This is a genomic window from Virgibacillus litoralis (assembly GCF_017873675.1).
Lineage (GTDB): Bacteria > Bacillota > Bacilli > Bacillales > Amphibacillaceae > Lentibacillus > Lentibacillus litoralis.
The window spans coordinates 110,399-133,438 of sequence record NZ_JAGGKK010000007.1 but is presented as its reverse complement, the minus strand read 5'-3'; the positions used below and the strand labels follow the sequence as shown (position 1 = coordinate 133,438).

The 23,040-nt window shown below is 37.5% G+C and carries 16 protein-coding genes; 8 read left to right on the top strand and 8 right to left on the bottom strand.

Annotated features, from left to right (window positions below; genetic code table 11):
• Nucleotides 1-182 precede the first annotated feature (182 nt).
• The gene (locus J2Z82_RS08160; protein ID WP_209480306.1) at nucleotides 183-1,691 is read left to right on the top strand and encodes a glycine betaine uptake BCCT transporter; all 1,509 of its coding nucleotides are present in this window, start codon (nucleotides 183-185) and stop codon (nucleotides 1,689-1,691) included.
• Between the two features lie 698 nt (nucleotides 1,692-2,389).
• On the opposite strand, the gene lpdA is transcribed toward J2Z82_RS08160, so the two are convergent.
• The 5 genes from lpdA to J2Z82_RS08135 all read right to left on the bottom strand — a co-directional run bounded on the left by lpdA (nucleotide 2,390) and on the right by J2Z82_RS08135 (nucleotide 8,304).
• Nucleotides 2,390-3,796, bottom strand: a complete 1,407-nt coding sequence (gene lpdA / locus J2Z82_RS08155; protein WP_092493089.1) for a dihydrolipoyl dehydrogenase — start codon at nucleotides 3,794-3,796, stop codon at nucleotides 2,390-2,392.
• Between the two features lie 3 nt (nucleotides 3,797-3,799).
• Complete coding sequence (locus tag J2Z82_RS08150) at nucleotides 3,800-5,113, bottom strand: dihydrolipoamide acetyltransferase family protein (protein WP_209480305.1); 1,314 nt, start codon at nucleotides 5,111-5,113, stop codon at nucleotides 3,800-3,802.
• A gap of 23 nt (nucleotides 5,114-5,136) precedes the next feature.
• Nucleotides 5,137-6,114, bottom strand: a complete 978-nt coding sequence (locus tag J2Z82_RS08145; protein ID WP_209480304.1) for an alpha-ketoacid dehydrogenase subunit beta — start codon at nucleotides 6,112-6,114, stop codon at nucleotides 5,137-5,139.
• A gap of 3 nt (nucleotides 6,115-6,117) precedes the next feature.
• Nucleotides 6,118-7,200 (bottom strand): pyruvate dehydrogenase (acetyl-transferring) E1 component subunit alpha, encoded by a 1,083-nt coding sequence (gene pdhA / locus J2Z82_RS08140; RefSeq protein WP_280922982.1) that lies wholly within the window; start codon nucleotides 7,198-7,200, stop codon nucleotides 6,118-6,120.
• Between the two features lie 411 nt (nucleotides 7,201-7,611).
• Nucleotides 7,612-8,304 carry a YkyA family protein gene (locus J2Z82_RS08135; RefSeq protein WP_342453612.1) on the bottom strand — a complete coding sequence of 231 codons (693 nt, stop codon included), beginning with the start codon at nucleotides 8,302-8,304 and terminating at the stop codon, nucleotides 7,612-7,614.
• Nucleotides 8,305-8,480: 176 nt separating this feature from the next.
• On the opposite strand from J2Z82_RS08135, the gene def reads away from it, so the two are divergent.
• The 3 genes from def to rnjA all read left to right on the top strand — a co-directional run bounded on the left by def (nucleotide 8,481) and on the right by rnjA (nucleotide 11,487).
• Nucleotides 8,481-9,032, top strand: a complete 552-nt coding sequence (gene def, locus J2Z82_RS08130) for a peptide deformylase (RefSeq protein ID WP_209480303.1) — start codon at nucleotides 8,481-8,483, stop codon at nucleotides 9,030-9,032.
• Nucleotides 9,033-9,606: 574 nt separating this feature from the next.
• Nucleotides 9,607-9,816 (top strand): DNA-dependent RNA polymerase subunit epsilon, encoded by a 210-nt coding sequence (locus J2Z82_RS08125; RefSeq protein WP_209480302.1) that lies wholly within the window; start codon nucleotides 9,607-9,609, stop codon nucleotides 9,814-9,816.
• Nucleotides 9,817-9,819: 3 nt separating this feature from the next.
• A complete protein-coding gene (gene rnjA / locus J2Z82_RS08120; protein ID WP_209480301.1) occupies nucleotides 9,820-11,487 on the top strand; it encodes a ribonuclease J1 in 1,668 nt (555 codons plus the stop codon).
• A gap of 310 nt (nucleotides 11,488-11,797) precedes the next feature.
• On the opposite strand, the gene J2Z82_RS08115 is transcribed toward rnjA, so the two are convergent.
• A complete protein-coding gene (locus tag J2Z82_RS08115; RefSeq protein ID WP_209480300.1) occupies nucleotides 11,798-12,460 on the bottom strand; it encodes a potassium channel family protein in 663 nt (220 codons plus the stop codon).
• Between the two features lie 318 nt (nucleotides 12,461-12,778).
• Here J2Z82_RS08115 and J2Z82_RS08110 point away from each other — a divergent pair, with 318 nt between their 5' ends.
• The 4 genes from J2Z82_RS08110 to cydC are packed head-to-tail and all read left to right on the top strand — an operon-like array spanning nucleotide 12,779 to nucleotide 18,616.
• On the top strand, nucleotides 12,779-14,125 hold the full coding sequence (locus J2Z82_RS08110; RefSeq protein ID WP_209480299.1) for a cytochrome ubiquinol oxidase subunit I: 1,347 nt from the start codon (nucleotides 12,779-12,781) through the stop codon (nucleotides 14,123-14,125).
• Nucleotides 14,125-15,138, top strand: coding sequence for a cytochrome d ubiquinol oxidase subunit II (locus tag J2Z82_RS08105; RefSeq protein ID WP_209480298.1), 1,014 nt, complete (start codon nucleotides 14,125-14,127; stop codon nucleotides 15,136-15,138). The genes J2Z82_RS08110 and J2Z82_RS08105 overlap by 1 nt, the downstream gene beginning before the upstream one ends.
• Before the next feature lie 29 nt (nucleotides 15,139-15,167).
• Entirely contained in the window at nucleotides 15,168-16,901 is a 1,734-nt protein-coding gene (cydD, locus tag J2Z82_RS08100) for a thiol reductant ABC exporter subunit CydD (protein WP_209480297.1), read from the top strand.
• The gene (cydC, locus tag J2Z82_RS08095) at nucleotides 16,898-18,616 is read left to right on the top strand and encodes a thiol reductant ABC exporter subunit CydC (protein WP_209480296.1); all 1,719 of its coding nucleotides are present in this window, start codon (nucleotides 16,898-16,900) and stop codon (nucleotides 18,614-18,616) included. The genes cydD and cydC overlap by 4 nt, the downstream gene beginning before the upstream one ends.
• Nucleotides 18,617-19,116: 500 nt before the next feature.
• Here the strand turns inward: cydC and J2Z82_RS08090 are convergent, their stop codons facing one another.
• Both J2Z82_RS08090 and J2Z82_RS08085 read right to left on the bottom strand, forming a co-directional pair.
• Nucleotides 19,117-20,958 (bottom strand): ABC transporter ATP-binding protein, encoded by a 1,842-nt coding sequence (locus J2Z82_RS08090; RefSeq protein WP_209480295.1) that lies wholly within the window; start codon nucleotides 20,956-20,958, stop codon nucleotides 19,117-19,119.
• Nucleotides 20,959-20,973: 15 nt separating this feature from the next.
• Nucleotides 20,974-22,722 carry an ABC transporter ATP-binding protein gene (locus J2Z82_RS08085; RefSeq protein ID WP_209480294.1) on the bottom strand — a complete coding sequence of 583 codons (1,749 nt, stop codon included), beginning with the start codon at nucleotides 22,720-22,722 and terminating at the stop codon, nucleotides 20,974-20,976.
• Between the last annotated feature and the right edge of the window lie 318 nt (nucleotides 22,723-23,040).

Sequence of the window (23,040 nt, the reverse complement as noted above, 5' to 3'; positions counted from 1 at the left end):
TGGGAATACGTAAAAGGATATATATACAGAGAATTATATTAAATCTAAAGGAAACAATAAGCACATTGTACTAATTATTTGCGTAAGAATTGAACTATTTATTATCGTATGTTTCAATACGTAAGTGCTTTATTCCTTACACATACTTTGTGAAAATAATCTACATAGAGAGGATTGTTCATATGAAAAAAGTGACAAAGGTATTCTACATTTCAGCCATCGTGGCAGTATTATTTATTATTTGGGGGATCCTTCCAAATAGTAATATGAATGATGTAACATCAAATATCCAAGGGTATTTGGTAGAAAAATTTGGCTGGTTCTACTTGATGAGTGCAACAGCATTCTTGGTATTTGCAATCTATTTGATCTTTTCCAAATACGGCAATATAAAACTGGGAAAACCAGGGGACAAGCCTGAATATTCCTATTTAACTTGGTTTGCAATGCTTTTCAGTGCAGGTATGGGAATTGGATTAGTATTCTGGGGTGCTGCAGAGCCATTATCACATTATCACACTCCTCCATTTGGAGAACCTAACACAAGTGATACCGCTAAAACTGCTATGCGTTACAGTTTCTTTCATTGGGGACTGCATCCATGGGCAATTTACGCCACAATTGCATTGGCCTTAGCATACTTTAAATTCAGAAAGCAATCTCCAGGAGTTGTAAGTGCAATTCTTGAACCTTTATTCGGTGATAAGGTTAAAGGGGCATGGGGAACTCTTATTGATTTTATAGTTGTATTCGCAACAATTTTTGGGGTTTCAACTTCACTAGGTCTTGGGGCAATCCAAATTTCTGGAGGTATATCGTATGTATTTGGTTTAGACAAAAACATTTCACTGCAGCTAATTATTATTGGAATTGTTACCGTTCTTTATATGACGTCTGCCATGACAGGCCTGAATAAAGGGATTAAATATCTTAGTAATACAAACATAATTTTAGCAATTGCTTTAATGCTGTTTCTCTTATTTGCAGGCCCTACAAACTTCATCATGAATCTATTCACAACAACCTTTGGCAGTTACGTACAAAACCTGCCAGGCATGAGCTTCCGATTAACACCTTTTGATATGGATGACTCATGGATACAGGACTGGACTATTTTTTATTGGGCATGGTGGATCGCATGGGCACCATTTGTAGGTACATTTATTGCCCGAGTATCTAAAGGCAGAACGATTCGAGAATTCGTATTAGGCGTTCTGTTAGTACCAACCATATTTGGTGCTCTTTGGTTTTCCGTATTCGGTGGATCGGCAATCAACCTGGAACATTTTCAGGGTGCAGAAATTCAGCAGGTAGTAGATAACCTCGGCAGTGAAGCAGCACTCTTTGTGGTCTTGGAACAATTTCCATTTGGCACTGTAATGTCTATCATTGCGATTTTATTAATCAGTACATTCTTTATCACATCGGCAGACTCTGCAACATTTGTATTGGGAATGCAAACGACTGGTGGAAGCTTATATCCACCAAATACTGTTAAGTTTGTATGGGGAATTATCCAATCAAGTGCTGCAGCGGTGTTGTTGTGGCAAGGCGGACTCGGAGCTTTACAAACAGCCTCGATAATAGCAGCCTTTCCATTTGCTATAATCATGATTTTGATTATATTTTCGTTAATGAAATCATTTAGAGAAGAGGCCAGAGAAATCGATTTACGGCGGAAAAGACAATAAATATTAGAAAACTTGGCATTCGCCAAGTCTTTGGGCGAATTGCCTTAGTTGCACTTATACAGTAAGAAAGTAGTTATACTTTCTTATCTGCTAAATTTACAAGCAGTTCAGTTTTAGCACAAAAACGATTTTTGTACCTTTAACTGAACTGCTTCTTTTTGGGCTGTATGTAAAACAACTTTAAAAATAAATCAGTTAATACATAGCAACGAATGCATAGTTGGCATGAAACAGAAGCAACAAGATAAGAAGAAGAAAATTACTTAGCGGTCAAGTATGTGCGCTAGCAATAAATAGTACTCTTACTTAAACAACTCCCTTCTTCTTCGTTATTGACCTTTTACAATTGGATGATAGTTTTGTTAACTGGAAGAACAAAAGCGCAAGCGCCTGTTCAGCGCAGTATGGACTGCGCTCAGCGCTGCGGGTGGGTCGACGTTGCCACAGGATGTGGTGGTTTTAGTCGAACATCCTTTATTTCTTATCGTAGACACGGAGAGGGAAGTCCACTAGGTGCTAGGCGCTGGCCGGTGAGAACGCCACGTCCTGTGGCGTCACCGGCACTAGTACGTCCTGTACGTCGGAGCTGGACGTCACTGATTCGGAAGTCCAATTATCCACAGCACTTAAATTTTATAATTTCCTATACAACAAAAAAAGAGAACTGCACTATGGCAGCTCTCTTTAAAAATCTTGAATTACATTGTGTGTATTGGCATTCCTAATGCTACATCAGCAGCTTCCATCGTAATTTCACCAAGACTTGGATGGTTATGAATTGTCAACGCTATATCTTCCGCTGTCATTCCTGCTTCAATTGCCAATCCAACTTCTGCTATCATTTCACTAGCATTTGGACCAGCAATCTGAGCTCCAATTACCAGACCATCTTCCTCTCTGGTAATTAATTTCATAAATCCATCACTATCATTTAATGATAATGCACGGCCGTTAGCAGCGAATGGAAACTTAGATGCCTTTGCATTGTACCCAGCATCTTTTGCTTCTTGTTGACTATAGCCAACTGTAGCTAACTCAGGATCTGAGAATACAACTGTAGGTATTCCAATATAATCGATTTCTGATTTCTCTCCACCGATTACTTCTGCTGCCACTTTTCCTTCATATGATGCTTTATGAGCTAATGGAGGTCCATCAACAATATCACCAATTGCATAAATATTGTCTATGTTTGTACGGCATTGTTTATCAATTTTAATAAGTCCTTTATCATCTACATCAATACCTACTTGCTCTAAACCAATTTCTGCTGTATTAGGACGGCGACCAACTGTTACCAATACGTAGTCAGCGTCAACGGTTTCTTCTTTCCCGTTAACTTCATAGGTCACTGTTACACCATCTTTAGATTCTTCAACACCTTTTGCCATTGCTTCTGTAGTAACTGTTACACCTTTTTTCTTAAGACGTTTGCTTACTACTTGCTGCATTTGTTTTTCGAAAGCGCCAAGAATCTGCTTTGTGCCTTCAAGGATTGTTACATCAGTTCCAAAGTTAGCATATGCAGTGCCTAACTCAGTACCAATATAACCGCCTCCGATAACTACCATTTTCTTAGGAATTTCTTTTAGATCTAATGCACCGGTAGAATCAATAACGCGATCCGTGAATTTGAAACTAGGAATTTCAATTGGTGTTGAACCCGTTGCAATAATACAGTTGTTAAATGTATAAGTCTGTGAATTCTTTTCATCCATAACTTTTACTGTATTTTTATCAACAAAGTATACTTCGCCTTTAACTATGTCCACTTTATTGCCTTTCAATAGACTTTCAACGCCAGAAGTTAATTTGTTAACAACTTTTCCTTTCCATTCCTGAACTTTGGAAAAATCAACGGATACATTTTCCGTTTTTATACCTAATTCTTCATTACCATGAGCGTTTTCCGTCAAATGACCAGCTTGAATCATTGCTTTAGATGGGATACACCCAACATTTAAGCAAACACCGCCAAGTGCACCTTTATCAACAATTGTTACATTTTGACCAGTTTGGGCAGCACGGATGGCAGCTACATAGCCACCCGGTCCTGCTCCAACTACTAATGTGTCTAACTCAATTGGAAAATCTCCTACTACCATAATCTACGCCTCCATCATAATTAATTGTGGATCGTTCAATAATCGTTTAATCTGATTTAATGCAAGTTGTGCTGTTGCACCATCAACGATTCGATGATCAAAGCTAAATGACACCGCAAGAACAGGAGCAACAACAATCTCACCATCACGTACAATTGGTTTTTCAGCAATTCTTCCAATACCAAGAATAATTGCTTCTGGATAATTAAGAACAGGAGTAAACCATTGTCCACCAGCTGAACCAATGTTAGTAATTGTGTTTGATGCGCCTTTCATCTCATCAGATGCAAGTTTACCACTACGAGCCTTTTCTGCCAATTCATTTATCTCTTGTGAAATGGTGAAAATTGATTTGCGATCTGCATCTTTTACAACTGGGACTAATAAACCTTTATCAGTATCCGCTGCAATTCCAATGTTGTAATAATGCTTGTGAATAATTTCATCGGTTTCATCATCAACAGCAGCATTTAATATTGGATATTTCTTAGATGCTGAGACTAATGCTTTTGCAACGTAAGGCAGATAAGTTAATTTAATATCCTGCTCAGCTGCTACAGCTTTAAATTTCTTACGGTGAGCAACAAGCTCTGTTACATCTACTTCATCCATTAGTGTTACATGTGGTGCTTTCGTTTTCGAATTAACCATTGCTTTTGCAATCGACTTGCGGATGCCACTCATTTTCTCGCGTGTTTCGGCGTATTCACCTTTTGGAACTTGCGTTTCTTTAGATGCTGTTGTTTCTTCTTCTTGCTCTTGTGAAGCAGCATCTGTATCTGCTTTTTGGTCACCGCTTAAGTATTTGTCTATATCTTCCTTTAGGATGCGTCCATTTTTACCGGACCCCTGTACATCCTGAATAGATACTTCATTTTCACGAGCATACTTACGTACAGAAGGCATTGCAATTACGCGTTTATCGTCGGAAGATTTATCTTTCGTTTCTTCTTTATCGTCTGACTCATTATTCTTTTTTTCTGCAGATTCTTTTTTATCAGATTCCTGATCACTACTAGCTTTTGACTCTTCCTTTGATTCTTCCGTTTCTCCAGCGTCATCTTCCTGATCCTCATAGCCTTCTGCATCAATTGTAATGATAGTATCACCAACAGTTGATACTGTGCCCTCTTCAACATGAACCTTTTCAACAGTTCCTTCAACTGGAGAAGGGATTTCAACGACAGCTTTATCATTTTGCACTTCACAAAGCACATCATCTTCTTTAATTTCGTCGCCTTCTTTAACAAACCATTTTACAATTTCGCCTTCATGAATTCCTTCACCAATATCAGGCAGTTTAAAATTGTAAGCCATTATTACTACCTCCAATCCTTTAATTAAAAGTTAATTACTTGATTTACTCTTTCTACGATGTCTTCATGATTTGGTAGCCATATTTCCTCAGCTTGTGAGAATGCATAAACAGTATCTGGAGCAGTAACTCGTAAAATAGGTGCTTCCAGATGGAGTATTGCTCGTTCCTGAATTTCTGATATTACGTGTGCTCCAACTCCAGCTTGACGCTGAGCTTCCTGAACCATAACCATTCGATTGGTTTTCTTAACCGACTCAACAATTGTATCTACATCAACCGGTGATACCGTACGAAGATCAATAACTTCAGCGTCAATATTATCCTTTTCAAGTTCATCCGCTGCTTTTAAGGCTGCATGAACCATTGCGCCATAAGCAACAAGTGTAACGTCTTTACCTTCCCGTTTTATATCCGCCTTATCAAGTTCAACTGTATATTCCTCATCTGGAACTTCACCACGGAAGGAACGATATAATTTCATGTGTTCTAAAAATAGTACGGGATCATTATCGCGTATAGCTGAGATTAAAAGTCCTTTTGCGTCATATGGTGTTGATGGAATGACAACTCTTATACCAGGTTGCTGTGCAATTAGCCCTTCAAGCGAATCAGCATGAAGTTCAGGTGTGTGCACACCACCGCCAAATGGAGAACGTATTGTTATTGGCATTGGTTTCGTACCGCCAGAACGATAACGCATCCGCGCCATTTGGCCATTAACAGCATCCATTGCTTCATAGATGAAGCCGAAGAACTGAATTTCCGGTACCGGACGAAAACCTTGCAGAGCAAGACCAATCGACAGTCCACCAATTCCTGATTCGGCTAGTGGCGTATCAAATACACGTTCTTCGCCAAATTCATCTTGTAACCCTTCTGTGGCACGGAACACACCGCCATTTTGACCGACATCCTCACCATATACAAGCACATTTTCATCATTTTTTAATTCGTTGTGCATTGCATCAGTGATTGCTTGAATCATAGTCTTTTGTGCCATGGTCTACTTCGACTCCTTCTCTTTATATTCTTCCAATTGCTCCTGCAAATTCGATGGAAGTTCCTCATGCATATTTTCAATTAAGTCAGTTACAGTCTGTTTCGGGTAATCATCTGCTTTTTTGATAGCTTTCTTAATATCTTCTTTTGCCTCGTCAATAACTTTGTTCTCTTCCTCTTCCGACCATAAGTTTTTCTCTTCTAAAAACGTACGGAATCGGACGAGAGGATCTTTTTTCTCCCATTCATCATTAAGATCATCAGAACGATAGCGTGTCGGGTCATCCCCAGCCATGGTATGGGGTCCATAACGATATGTTAACGTTTCTATTAATGTAGGACCTTCCCCTTTTATTGCTCGTTCACGTGATTCTTTAGTAACGGCATAAACAGCTAATACATCCATACCATCAACTTGAATTCCTTCAATTCCGGCAGCAACCGCTTTTTGTGCCAAGGTTTTGGCATTTGTTTGCTCTTCAACAGGTACTGAAATTGCAAAGTGGTTATTTTGGATAAAGAAAATTGCTGGCGCGCCATATGAGCCTGCAAAATTAATACCTTCATAGAAATCACCTTGGGATGTACCACCATCACCTGTATATGTTACGGCAACTGATTTCTTTCCACGTTTCTTCATTCCAAGTGCAACACCAGCAGCTTGTGTATACTGAGCACCGATGATTATTTGCGGGCTCAACCCTTTTACTTCCTCAGGAAACTGATTACCATGGAAATGCCCTCTTGAGAATAAGAAAGCTTGATATAATGGAAGACCCTGCCAAATAAGTTGTGGAACATCACGATATGCTGGAAGTAAAAAATCATCTGCTTCTAACGCATATTGACTCCCTAACTGTGATGCTTCCTGTCCTGCAGTAGGAGCATAAAACCCTAAACGTCCTTGACGATTCAGTGCAATAGAACGCTGGTCAAGTATACGAGTATAAACCATCCTGCGCATAAGCTCTTTCAAATCATCATCTGAAAGATCAGGCATTGCGTCTTTATTAACAATCTTTCCATCTTCATTGAGAATCTGGAACATTTCGAACTGACTTTCAACACTTTCAAGTACGTGTTTCAAAATAGTTCACCTCTTCCTTTCTGAATACCTATTTTGTATTTTCTTTTTTAGCCTTCCCAAAATATGAAAAAATCTGTACCCTTTTCCTCTTATTCTTGTTCCCTTAATTAAATTTTACTAATCACATTTAAAAATAAAGGCTAAACTGTTACATAAGAACAGGAAAATTTAATGGTACAATTCATAATCTAGTTAAAGTTTAGCTTATATATACCAATTTGGTCAATCACTTTGTTTTATTTATTTATATTTAATAAAAGGATTGTACCGCTTACATAAAATTCACTCTTTTAAAGCATCATCTGTTATAGTAACAAACTGAAACTGTATTAATAGACTACTAATAGTATACACATAAAAAAGAACCAAATGAATTTCATTTGGTTCTGCCTGCTTGCGATATTCACTTGATTATTCTGTACTGTTTTTTTCGCCTGTTGGTGCATTATTTTCATATTCCGCATCTATTCCCGCAGCAGAATAAAACTCTTCTTTTAATGCATTATATTCAGTAGTACGTTCATTGAATGTTTCGTTCGCTGCAATCACCTGTTGATAACTATCATTGACCTTTGTTATATGCTTAGTTAGTGTTTCTTGCTCCAAGTCTTCCTTTTGCAGCATTGTATACAAATCTTTTTCAAGCTTTAGCGTTTCGGAGTATGCTTGATATAACTTATCATATGCGTTATACCGATCGGTCATTACACTATACATCTCTTTCGCGTTCTTCTGTGCATCCTCTTGTTCCAAGTCTTCAATCATGCTTTCAATTTTTGTGAATTCCTCTTTGGAAGCTGCAATACTTTCCTTTTCCAGCTCTATTTTCTCTTTTCTCTTTTCAATGTTTTCAATTGCCTGATTGGAAAGTTCCTTTATTTGTTCAAACTCATTCATGCCTAGGTCAATAATTTGGCTATATATTTCCTGTTCCTTCTTTTCCAATTCCACAATTGGATCCTGCTGCTTAACAAAGGTATCTTCTAGCTCCACTGCCTTTTCCAAATGATCATAAATCTGCTCTGAGGTTGATGCCCCACTACAAGCAGTGAGTATAGCTAATATAAATAATAATAAAATTAAGAACGACTTTTTAAACACCACGAGTCAATATCCTCCTTCAATCTAAGCTGCAAATTTTATACCTTAGTATAACACATTTTTTTAACAAAATAGGGTTCAAATTAATTAATTTATACTTGTCCTATAGTAAATTTATGATGTAAAAATTCATATTATGTTAAAATATTATCATTATGAACTGTAAGGAGTGTCAATGCATGATAACTATGGATGATATAGTCAGAGAAGGCCATCCATCATTACGCGAAACAGCAGATGAGGTACCAGTTCCTCCATCTGAGGAAGATAAACAGCTTTTAAATGATATGCTTACCTTTTTAAAGAATAGTCAAGATGAAACAATTGCAAGCGATTATGACTTAAGGCCTGGTGTAGGGTTGGCCGCACCACAATTGGCAATAAATAAACGAATGGTCGCAATTCACTTCGAAGATTTAAAGGGAAAATTATATAGCTATGGCTTAATAAACCCTAAAATTGTCAGTCACTCGGTTGAAAAAGCATATTTAACTTCTGGAGAAGGCTGTCTGTCAGTAGATAGAAATGTAGAAGGATATGTACCTAGATACGCAAGGATTACCGTTAAAGCAACTGGTTTGGATGGTACAGAACTTAAATTGCGTCTAAGGGATTATGCAGCAATAGTTTTTCAGCATGAAATCGATCATCTGAACGGTGTTATGTTTTACGATCATATTAATAAAGATAATCCATTTACTGTGACAGATAACGCCAAACCCATTGAATAACTTTCAATATATGGGGACTTTCACACGTCCCTATTATTATATTTTGGTATAAGAATCATTTATAGGCTAAAAATATACATAAGAAAAAGCGTAGAAATTAATCATTAATATAGAAAAATAAGCCTTTTTTAAAACAATTGCAGTGTTTTTATTTCAAATTTACTCAAACAGTATTATACTATAAATAAGAGGGTTGGATCGGTAGAACGTTTTTTGGTGCTTTTCTTAAATAATCGAAAGGAGATGTAGACCTCATGTTAAAACGCCTAAAAGAAAAGCTTAAAAAGCGCTGGAAGGATTTTTTAGGCAGAGGACGTGTACCTACTACTTGTAAAAAGGACTACCACCAGAGTTAACCATCATGTATTAGAGAAATCAAATTTACTGCGAATTACTCCATTGCATATTATTAAAGCGACTGGATCGGACACACATGTGAATGTTATGAAACAGCTGTTCGCCTAAATGCCATCAGCTTATTAAGTAATGGTCAGTATTATCAAATGGATAGGGATTTATAATTACGGAATGCAAATTTTAAAAATAGACTAAAAAAGAAGTAAGGAGAGATGAAATGATTTTTAAAGTTTTTTATCAAGAATTACCAGGTGAAGTCCCTGTACGCGAACGGACCCAAAGCCTATATGTTGAAGCAGATTCAGAAAAAGAGGTACGAAACAAATTATACGATCGCAAGTATAATATAGAATTTATCCATCCATTGGACGAGGCACATTTAAACTATGAAAAGCAATCCGAACATTTTAAACTGGAGACTGTCTAACCAATGAAATTCGTAAAGAATGACCAAACAGCAGTTTTTGCATTAGGTGGATTAGGTGAAATTGGAAAAAACACGTATGGTGTTCAATTTCAGGATGAAATAATTTTAATCGATGCCGGAATTAAGTTTCCTGAAGATGAATTACTTGGTATTGATTATGTTATTCCAGATTACACCTACCTGATTCAAAACCAAGATAAAATTAAAGGATTATTCGTAACACACGGGCATGAGGACCATATCGGAGGAATTCCGTACCTCTTGCGTGAAATAAATGTGCCAATTTATGCTGGAAAACTTGCGATCGGATTAATCAGAAACAAATTAGATGAACATGGCTTATTAAGAAATGCCAAATTGCATACAATTCAAGAAGAAGATGTTATTAAATTCCGTAAAACATCCATTTCCTTTTTCCATACAACCCATAGCATTCCTGATTCATATGGTGTTGTTGTAAAAACACCACCTGGGAATATAGTTCATACAGGTGACTTTAAATTTGATTTCACACCGGTTGGCGAGCCTGCTAATATAGCAAAAATGGCTGAGATAGGTAAAGAAGGCGTACTTTGCTTACTTTCAGATAGTACAAACAGTGAAATCCCAGGATTTACAATGTCCGAAAGTGTTGTTGCTGATAACATTAATGATATTTTCGCTAGAGCTGATGGACGACTAATCTTTGCAACGTTTGCATCAAATATCTATCGCCTGCAACAGGTGGTTGAAGCAGCTGTTAAACACAACCGTAAAGTAGCCGTCTTTGGACGGAGCATGGAAACTTCTATTCGAATCGGACAGGAACTAGGCTATATCCAAGCTCCAAAAGATACATTTATTGAAGCTAATCAGATCAACCGCCTTCCGGCAAATGAAGTCACCATTCTTTGTACAGGCTCACAAGGGGAACCAATGGCAGCATTGTCTCGAATAGCTAACGGTACACACCGCCAAATACAAATTATTCCTGGTGATACGGTTATCTTTTCATCTTCCCCTATCCCTGGAAATACTGTAAGTGTAAGCCGTACAATTAATAAACTTTACCGTGCTGGAGCCGAGGTAATTCATGGCCGTCTAAGTAATATTCATACATCCGGACATGGCAGCCAGGAAGAGCAGAAGTTAATGCTAAGACTTATACAGCCAAAATACTTCATGCCGATTCATGGTGAATACAGAATGTTAAAAGAACACACAAAGCTTGCTGAAGCGTGTGATGTAGAGCCAGCAAATTCATTTATAATGGATACTGGTGATGTACTTGCCTTAGGCAAAGATAATGCAATGGTAGCAGGAAAAATACCATCAGGTTCTATATATGTAGATGGGAGCGGCATCGGTGATATTGGGAATATTGTATTACGTGACCGCCGTATTCTATCAGAAGAAGGACTTGTCATGGTCGTTGTAAGTATAAATATGAAAGAATTTAAAATTGCATCAGGTCCTGACATTATCTCACGTGGATTTGTCTATATGAGAGAATCGGAAGACTTAATCAATGAGGCGCAAAAGCTTGTTTCAAATCATTTAGACAAAGTAATGGAACGCAGAACAACACAATGGTCCGAAATCAAAAATGAAATAACAGATACTATTGCACCATTCCTCTATGAAAAAACGAAACGCAGACCTATGGTATTACCGATTATCATGGAAGTCTGATCAAATAATTGGGATGACATTGTTTATGAAGCCTATCACATCTAGTAGTTGTGGGTGGCTAACAAATAATGTCATCCTTTTTTATTAGGTAGGAAACTGTAAAATTTAAGTGCTGTGGATGACTGGACTCCCGAATCAGCCACGTCCAGCTCCAGCGCCTGTTCAATCCTTCTTCACTAATACAATCGAATCTGCATTAAAAAAAGTGGCATTAAAATTAAATTTTAATGCCACTTTTATTTGTTTAGAAACGATAATAGTAAAAAGAGAGCTCATTAACAATTTCAAGCCTGTACAATTAGATAAAGGCTTAGTCGATAATAAGATGCTTCTCAAATCTGGATATGTCCTTATCTGCTCCAATAACAATAAGGATATCTTCTTCCTCTAGAACTTCATCTGCGGTTGGTGAAACATTTATATCTTTTCCATGCTTAATTGCGACAACGTTACACCCATAATTTGCTCGAATATCAAGATCAACTAGTGTTTTACCGCGCATTTTTTCACCAGCTTTCACCTCAACAATACTATGGTCATCGGATAGCTCCAGATAATCAAGTATGTTGTTCGAAATTATATTATGCGCGATCCTCTTCCCCATATCTCGTTCGGGGTGAACAACCTGATCAGCACCAATTTTATTTAATATCTTCTCATGGTAATCATTCTGTGCCTTTACTGTTATTTTCTTAATACCAAGGTCTGTTAAAACAACAGTTGTGAGTATACTCGCCTGGATATTATCACCTATTGCAACAATTACATGATCCAAGTTTTTGATACCTAGCTCTTTTAAAGTAACCTCATCTGTAGAATCTGCGATAACTGCATGTGATGCAATATTTTTAAATTCATTTACTTTATCTTCATCAATGTCAACTGCGAGCACTTGCATACCTTCCATGCTTAATTCACGGCAAATACTTCCGCCAAATCGACCTAAACCAATAACTGCGAATTCTCGTTTCATAATATTTCCTCCATCACTCAACGTACTTTTTCTTAGTCTACCACACTACTATTACAAGTGAAATTGATTAAAGATAATTTAAACCTTTATTATTAGTTAGAATTAAAAAATGTCATTTAACTGTCATAGGCAAGGGGCTTTTACCATATCAAAATGTTTTATACTATTTACATAGGGAAAACTAAATTCGTTATCCTAAACGGATTATCTCCCTTTAGCTCAATCAAGGTCAATTTTAAATAAATAGATCGTCAACTACACTTGCTCAGTATTGAATATGTGTATAATAAATACTTTATTGCTAAGGAGGCATACACAATGGATATTGATACAGTCTTAATGAGTAGATTGATTACGGCAATGACATTAGGATTTCATATAATATTTGCAACAATCGGCGTTGGGGTTCCCTTGATGATTTCGATAGCAGAGTTTGTCGGAGTTAAAAAGAATGATCCGCATTACAAGATGATGGCTAGGCGATGGGCGCGAGGGTTCGTTATTACAGTTGCGGTGGGTGTTGTAACCGGAACAGCAATAGGGTTACAATTATCATTAGTATGGCCAAACTTTATGCAAGTTGCAGGAAATGTCATAAGCTTACCGCTCTTTATGGAAGTCTTTGCGTTTTTCTTTGAAGCTATATTCTTAGGTATCTATTTATACACTTGGGATAGGTTTAAAAAACCATTTACACATTGGTTTTTATCTATTCCAATAGTAATTGGTGGAGGACTTTCGGCCGTTTTTATAACAACCGTAAATGCTTTTATGAATACACCAGAAGGATTTGCAATGGAGAATGGCTCATTCTTAGCTGTTAATCCACTTGCCGCTATGCTAAACCCTGCTACTCCATCAAAGGTGTTACATGTGTTAAGTTCTGCATATCTAGCATGTGCTGCACTTCTTGCTGCTATAGCTGCTTTTACAATTCTAAAGAAAAAAGCATCAGCCTACCATAAAAAGGCGCTAAAGCTAACTGTAACGATTATGTTTATATTTGCGGCGGCAAATTTGCTCACAGGAGATACCTCCGCTAAGTTCCTTGCTGAACACCAGCCGGAAAAACTGGCTGCTGCAGAGTGGCATTTTGAAACAGAACAAGGTGCAGACCTGGTAGTGTTTGGCTGGCTGAATGATGCCCACGAAATAACAGGTGAAATTCGAATACCTAAATTCTTAAGTTTCCTCGCGCACGGTGATTTCAATGCTGAGGTAACAGGGCTGGAAGAAACGCCTGAGAAAGAAAGACCACCACTTTGGATACATTATATGTTTGACTTAATGGTGACTATCGGAATGGCTCTCTTAGGAATTTCATTTCTTTACCTTGTATTTAGTATGGTGAAAAAATGGAATGAACTGAATAAATGGTTCTTATGGTCTCTCCTATTTAGTGGTCCTCTTGCATTCCTTGCAATAGAGTTTGGCTGGATTTACGCTGAAGAAGGACGACAGCCATGGATTATACGAGGCTATATGACAGTAGACGAAGCAGCTACTTCTTCCCCTTATATAGGTCTGATGTTCTTTTTGTTCTTAGGTTTATATATCGTATTAGGTACTTTGTGTATTATCACATTACGTAAACTCTTCCGTAACAATCCGGTCGAAGTAGAACTTGAAAAACAGTATCCATCTATAGAAAAGGGTGATGAATAATGAGTTATGAATTAATTGGAATTACCGTATTATGGCTGTTCCTATACGGCTATTTAATAGTAGCTTCGATTGACTTTGGTGCAGGTTTCTTTGCATATTACGCCAAAATCTCAAAAAAAGACCATATTATGAATCAATTAATTTCAAGGTATTTATCTCCTGTATGGGAAGTAACTAATGTATTCTTCGTTTTTTTCTTTGTTGGTATTGTTGGATTCTTCCCGGAAACGGCTTATTATTATGGGACAGCCTTACTAGTCCCTGGCAGTATTGCAATCATACTGCTGGCGATACGAGGTTCGTTCTATGCATTTGAAAACTATGGTTCAAAACAGAGCAATATTTATATGTTTTTATATGGTGCGACCGGGTTGTTAATACCTGCCTCATTATCTACTGCATTAACGTTATCAGAAGGCGGCTTTATTGTTGAGAAAAATGGAGAAGTATCATTAAAGTATTTAGAACTATTTACAAGTCCATACTCATGGAGTGTGGTATTTTTGGCAATTATGTCAGTACTTTTTATCAGTGCTGCATTCTTAACATTTTATGCTGCTCGCGCACGTGACTACCCGGCATTAAAGTTAGTAAGAACTTATGCGTTATTCTGGAGTGTACCCACAATAATCGCTAGCTTAACAACCTTTATTGCATTAAGTCAGCACAATGAGAGACATTATGAAAAAATGCTTGACCTATGGTGGATGTTTGGCTTATCAGTCGGATTCTTCATGCTGGCAATAGGGCTAATTTATCAAAGGAAGTATTATGGTATTGCGTTTATTAGTGTAATGTTCCAGTACCTCTTTGCCTTCTTTGGTTATGGAATTGGCCATTTACCTTATATTCTTGATCCTTACATTACTATAGTAGAAGGAGCTACCCACGAGTCGATGGGGATTGCCCTGATCGCAGCATTCATTGGCGGACTGTTTTTATTAGTACCTTCACTCATTTTACTATTGCGACTGTTTTTATTTAATGCTGAATATGTTAAGGGTAAAAAATAACCTGTCTTAGTTAGGAGACTGCTGCCGATATGAGTACGTTAAAAAATATTGCCTTTACTCAGAAAAAAAGCATATCACTTCTGTTTGCCTCGTCTATAATTACAGGTGCGATGATCATTTTACAGGCATATTTCTTTGTTGCAGTTATCGACGGAGTTTTCCTGCAAGGAATGTCATTTTCTGACGTCCTTCCTATGCTGGGAGGACTATTAATGACTCTTTTGGCTAGAACAATACTGACTTATATAAGTGGTCGTGAGGGAGTGCAAATGGCCGCCAAAGCCAAGGCGTATTTTCGAAAAACACTTTTAAGTAAATTTTCAGGAAATCCCGTACAAAATTCATTACAGGGACAATCAGGACAAAAGGTAAGTGTCATGATGGATGCTGTTGATGAAATAGACAGCTATTTCAGTCAATACCTTCCTCAAGTTATTCAAACAGCATTTATACCACTTTTAATTCTTGTAGTAGCCTTCACGCAGCATGTAAACACCGGTATCATATTGATAATTACTGCCCCATTTATACCTCTCTTTATGATTATTATTGGAATGCAAACAAAAAAGAAATCGGAAGAGCAATTAGATAAGCTCGCATCCTTCTCCGGAAAATTCCTGGATACATTACAGGGGCTTACCACTCTGAAATTATTCAGCCGGGCAAAGCAGCAAAAGGAAGCTATCAAGAAAAGCAGTCTTGGGTTCAGGGACGCTACAATGGAAATATTGAAAGTTGCCTTTACCTCTTCCTTTATGTTAGAGCTTATTTCCATGCTGAGTATTGGAATTATAGCGCTGGAACTAGCGATTCAACTAATAATTTATAAAAGTATATCTTTCTTTACTGCATTTTTTATTTTAGTATTGGTTCCAGAGTTCTATACATCACTTAAGGAGTTAGGCAGCAGTTTCCATAATAGCCGCAGCAGTATGGGGGCAGCTAATAAAGTAGCAGAGGAATTGGAGGAAACGGAACAGATTATTCCATGGGGAAATAAAACGTTATCAGAGAATTCTCCCCCAGCCATTTCACTTCAAGGAGTGGCTTACAGTTATGGAGAGGATCAGTTTTCTTTGAGTAATATAGATACAGTTATCCCACCTTACGATCAAATAGCAATTGTTGGTCAAACTGGTTCTGGAAAATCAACCCTTTTACATTTAATTTCGGGTCTAATTACTCCTTCAGAAGGAAAAATAGTCATAAATGATACGAATTTAATGACTGATTATCAAGAACAAGATTGGTTTAATCATTTAAGTTATATTTCCCAGCACCCCTATATTTTCTCGGGCTCTATTGCAGAAAATATTGCTATTGGCGGAAAAACCGATGCATCACGGACAAGTATCGAGCGAGCTGCTGCAAAAGCCGGAATCGCAGAAATGATACATTCACTTGAGAATGGTTATGATACACAAGTCGGCGAGGCTGGTAGAGGTCTGTCGGGTGGAGAAAAACAAAGGGTCGCCATTGCACGGGCATTTTTGAAAAAGCCATCAATAATCCTATTTGACGAGCCAACAACAGGGCTAGATCTATACACAGAAAAGATTCTGCAGGATTCTATAAATGAGTTATCGCAAAATTCAACTGTTATCACAGTTGCACACCGCCTTCATACGATTAAGAACGCCGATAAGATTCTTTTCCTGGAAAACGGAAGATTAATTTCTCAGGGAACCCATAAAGAGCTTATTGAATCGGTAGCGGCCTACCGTGATATGGTAACTATCCAGCAGGGAGGAACCTCAAAATGAGAGATTTAACACTTGTCGTGAAGTTAATGATGATTGAAAAAAAAGACATACTCTATTCAATTATTTTTGGCTTTGTTGCTGGTATTGCTGCTGTTGGTCTCTTCGCTGCTAGCGGATATTTAATCTCCAAGGCAGCATTGGCCCCTCCTTTATATGCCCTAATTATTCTCACATCTACGGTGAAGCTGCTTGGATTTACAAAAGCAATAAGCCGCTATGCTGAAAGATACTTTTCTCATCGGGCAACATTTACGATTTTAAGTAATCTCCGTGTCTCTTTTTTCGAAAAACTCGAGCCCCTAGCTCCAGGAATATTTCAAAAATATCGCAGCGGAGATCTCCTATCAAGAATTGTTGGAGACGTCGAAAGTCTTCAGAATTTCTTTTTAAGGGTCTTTTATCCGCCAATCGTTTTAGTGATCGTCTTTTTATGTACGATTTTGTTCACGTCTTTCGTGTCAATTTATATAGCGATTGTATTACTTATTGGCCTACTATTAACAGCTTTTGTCGTCCCTGCGTTGTTTGCTGTAAGACAAGCTAAAATTGATAGTCATGTGCGAGAAGGACGAGGAAATTTAACAACAGAAGTTACTGAATTTCTTCACGGCTTTCGTGATTTAAAGATATACCAGAAGCTTCATGAGAAAGAAGAGAATCTATTGCAATCGTCTGACGCTTATATTAAAGAGCAAGAACGCGAAAACATCAACACGCTATATAGTCAATCTATGAACACATTTGTAGCGCTTTTTATATCCTGGCTAGTACTAGCATTAGGAGCCTATTTAGTAGTAGACGGTCAATTGGATGGTATCTTCTTGGCAATGCTCATCATGATTTCCCTTACTGTTTTTGAAGATGCTTCTCCAATGGCAGTTTTCCCAATTCATATACAAGACAGTAAACAAGCCGCAACACGCTTATTTTCTGTAGTTGACTGGGAAAGTAAAAACAAAGTAAAACAAGATTATAAGGAGCAATTACAGCAAAGTAACCCTCATTCCATTGAAATGACTAATGTTTCTTTTTCATTTCCGGAAGAAACCAGACCAACCTTGGAAGAAATTTATTTAAAGCTACCAGCATGTTCGAAGACAGCTATTGTCGGGCCAAGCGGTTCTGGTAAATCAACATTACTACAGCTGCTGTTAAAAATCAGCCCAGCAAATCAAGGGGATATTTATTTAGATGATGTAGCAATAAATCAAATAAACCAAGAAGAAATTTGGAAAAATGCTAAAGTTGTTCTACAGGAAAACCATTTTTTCTTTGGTACAATACGTTCTAACTTGCGGCTTGCCAAAGATGGATTAACTGACACAGAAATGGAAGCTACCTTAGCAACTGTAATGCTTGATCACTTCTCCTTAGAAGACAAGGTAAATGAAAAGGGTGAAAATCTTTCTGGCGGAGAAAAGCAAAGACTTGCAATCGCCAGGGCAATGCTGAAAGAAGGGCATCTATGGTTACTGGATGAACCCACATCGTCTGTAGACGCAATAACAGAACAATCCATTTATGAAAATCTCTTCGAACAAGCTAAAAATGACACGCTTGTTCTTATCAGTCATCGCTTAACAAACTTGGAAAATATGGATCAAATTATTGTAATGGAACACGGGGCTATAATAGAATCCGGCACATTTAATGAATTAATGCAGCAAAAAGGCTACCTTTATAAAATGAAACAGATCGAGAAGGAATTACTTTAAATCAGGCACTTACCGTAAATTTTTTTGTGGTTTTTAAGCTTCACAGTTGATATAAAATGCGAACTAGGAGTTGTGTGCAGTAATACCGCTACGGAAATACACTTCGCTTTCCGGGGGCGGCTGTTGAGCCCTCTTCGTGCTGACGCACTCAGATGTCTCATCTAGGCCTATCCTCCCCCAGGAGTCTACGTGTATTTCCTGCGCTGGGATTTGCTCATTATAACTTGATAAAATAACAAAATATACATTGTGATGGATAGAGAGTAAAAATTTTTTAAACCATTTAAACCAGCAGCTGGAATATGCGAGACCCCGCAGGCGAGGTACGAGCTGAGGAGGCTCGGCACTTGCCCACGGAAAGGGAGCATATTCCAGCTGCGTGGTTAGAGAAACTTACAAATTTCACTAGTTCGCAGTATATATCCATTGTCACTGTCAACAACTCTTAGTAAAACAGCCGAAGTTAAAAAGCAACTTCTCAATTGAGAAGTTGCTTTTGTTTAGATTGCATCGAGCATTTGGAATTGTGACTTAACAAGATAGAAATATTCCCCTCGCTGTTCCATTAACTCATCATGACTGCCATTCTCAAGTACCTTTCCATTTTCCAGCACGAAAATGTTATCAGATTCTCTGATTGTCGATAAACGATGGGCAATAATGATTGCAGTTCTACCCTTCAATAATCGCTTGAGAGCTGCTTGAATTTTCATTTCTGTTTCAGTATCAATACTTGCTGTTGCTTCATCTAAAATTAATATTCTCGGATCAGCAAGAAGTGCCCTAGCAAATGACAACAATTGCCGCTCACCTGCTGATAATATATTTCCTCGCTCCTCTACTTCTGTTTCATATCCGTATGCAAGTCGCTGAATAAATTCATCAGCCCCAACAACCTTCGCAGCTTCGATCACCGCTTCATCTGTTGCATCAGGTTTACCAAACCTAATATTTTCCATAATCGTTCCTGAGAAGATGAAGGTATCCTGTAAGACTACACTGATTTGCTGGCGCAAGCTGTCTAGCTTCACGTCTCGTAAATCATGTCCATCAATTTTAACAGTTCCTTGCGTTGGGTCATAAAAACGGCTAATTAAATTGGATATAGTTGACTTACCGCTTCCAGTATGCCCCACTAGTGCAATATTTTGGCCCTGTTTAATATCTAATGAAATCTCATGCAGTGCGATACGGTCATTATCGTAAGAAAATTGAACCCGGTCAAATTCAATTCGGCCTTTCATATTCGTCAACTCAATACTATCTTCTTTTTCTTTAACATTCGGCTGTTCATCCAGAAATTCAAAGATACGTTCTGATGAAGACATAGCCATTAAAAGCTGATTATACATTTGACCTAATCTCGAGATTGGTTCCCAGAACATTCCTAAATAAAAGGCAAACGTTACAAATGTACCAATTTCAATTCCACCATTCGCTTCACCTAATAAGATTAGATGGGAACCGTAAGCAATTAGGATAATTGTTCCAACCGCATTGCTCATTTCAACAAAAGGGCGAAACATTGCACTCTTTTTCGTTGCCACACGCCAGCTCTCGAAGTTATCTGTATTTATACCTTCAAAGAATGCTTCATTTTCTTTTTCCTGTGAAAAAGATTGCGTAATACGAACACCTTGAATGCTTTCATTTAAGTGAGAATTTAATCGCGATTGCTGTATACGTACATCCTGCCACGAACGACGAATACTTCTCCTAAGTTTAGTCGAAATATAAAACATAATTGGCAAAATAATCATAACCGCAAGTGCCAGTTTAGGACTTAAAGCAACTAAGATTACAATCATACCTGTTAGTGTAACCACATCCATAAGCAGATTAATAATTCCATTTGTAAATAACTCCTGCAGCGAATTGATATCATTCATAATTCTAACTAATATCGAGCCTGCTGAGCGAGAATCGAAAAAACGGTGTGACAGCCGCTGAACGTGAGAGAATAAATGCTGTCGTATATCATAGATAACATTTTGCCCTAAAATATTAACCCACTTTATTCGATAAACATTTCCTACATAACTTATTAAATACAATATTCCAATACCTATAACAAGATAGGTGAGCATAGTTGGATCTTCATTGGCTATCGCTAAATCAATTGCAACCTTACCGATTAATATTGGTACTAGTAAGCGTACTGCGGTCGAAATCAGCATCGCTATCATAGCACCTGGTAAGTATGTTTTTGAATATGGTTTTAAATAAACAAGTAACCGCCACATTTGCTGCCAGTTAAACGGCTTCTCGACCGCCTGATCAACAGTATAATAAAATCGCTTCAAATGACGATTTTCTTTTGGTAAATTTTTTTCTTTTGCCATTTTATGTCCCCCCTTCTAGGTTACAGTATTCATTATTGCTTCACGATCCTGGTACTGAATATCATATACACGCTGGTATGGACCATGATTATTCACTAGTTTATCGTGAGTACCACGTTCAACTACTTCACCGTGCTCCAGAACTAGTATTTCATCAGAGTGTTTAAGAGACGAAATTCGATGTGCAATGATAAAGGTTGTTCTACCTTTCATAACTTCTTTAAGTGCTTTCTGTATTTTAAATTCAGTTTCCATATCTACAGCTGATGTTGCATCATCAAGAACAAGTATACTAGGGTTGATACAAATTGCCCGTGCAATTGCAATACGTTGTTTCTGACCACCTGATAAGCCCATGCCTCGTTCACCGAGCATCGTTTGATATCCTTTTGGCATTTCCATTATAAAATCATGTGCCTGTGCTCGTTTTGCTGCATCAATTACTTGTTCATCCGATACATCAGGTAAACCATAGGCAATATTCTCCCTAATCGAAGTTGAGAATAAAAAGGATTCTTGTAAAACGAATCCAATATGTTTTCGCAGCGTTTTTATCTTATATTTATCAACAGGCCGGTTATCTACAAGCACTTCACCTTTTTCTGGTTCATAAAAGCGTGTTATTAACTGTGTGATACTTGTTTTCCCTGATCCTGTTGAACCAACAAGGCCAACTACTTTTCCTGGAGGTGCATCAAACGTTATATTTTTGAGTGCTGTATCATCATCTTTTGTATATGTTAATGTAACATCATTAAATGTAACATGACCGCTGATTGGTGTATCTATCGCATCATCCTTCTCGACGATGTCTTCTTCTGCTTCTAATATCTCCAATAAACGTTCACCAGAAGCTTTAGCTTGAGAGAACTGATTAATGACAAATCCCAAGTTCATAAGTGGTCCTAGAATATACCAAACAAGGCTAAAAAATGCTACTAACTCTCCAAGTGCTAGTTGATTATTGATAACCAGATAACCACCAAAAGCTAACAATGCAACCGCACATACATTTCCAATGAATTCCATAAGCGGCATAAACTTTGCCCATATTTTTGCGGTAGTTAAAAAGTTCTGCTTATAGTTGTCATTACTGCTGGAAAATCTTCCTATTTCGAAGTTCTCCCTGGATAAAGATTTAACTGTATTCATACCACTAATATTTTCCTGGACGCGCGTATTCAAACGGCCGAACGATTTTCTAATACCCCTAAATGCCGGATGTACACGTTTATCAAATTGGAATACTACTATTGCCAAAAACGGCATAGCAGCCATCGTTACCAATGCAAGTGGAATAGAATAATAGAACATAACACTTAAACTGAACAGGATAAGCAATGTAATCCTAATTAATTCTGAAAAACCAAACGAAAGGAAAAAACGAAACATCTCAACATCTGCGGTTAACCGTGACATTAAGTCTCCTGTTTTTGCATTATCATAATATTTGAACGACAGTACCTGAAGCTTTTCATATAGTGCTTCCCTGATTACATAAACAGACCTGATACCAAAGAATTCTCCAAGATATTGATGATAGTAAGTTGAAAATCCTTTAAAAACCATTATTAGAAAAAATGCAACTGAAATATAAGGTATTAATGAATACCTGCCCGCTCTCATTACTTCATCAATCGTTATCTGCAATATTATTGGGTAAACAACAGTAATAGCAGCCACAAATAATAAGAAAATTAATGAAGTAAAGAAAAACTTTCTGTATGGCCAATAAAAATGCTTTAACTTTTTAAAAGTATCCAATATGTTCCCTCCCCCTGATGTTTATACGTAATATCTAATATAACGGGTTCCGAAATAAATTTCCACTCTTTTGTTTAATTTTTTTAACTTTTTTATTTATTACAAAGATAAGGTTTATTTAGATACGTTTGTTCTTACAAGTGTAAATAAAACAACCCCTACTTTAAAAAAGTAGGGGTTGTACATCTTAAAAACGGCTTATCGTTAAGCCTTATGGCGAAATCAGCATTGACCTTATTGTCCTGCCGATTCCTCATTCCGCTATCTCCAGTAAATTCCTGTTTTAGGGCTTAGTTAGGATCCTTGTTCCGTTATTCG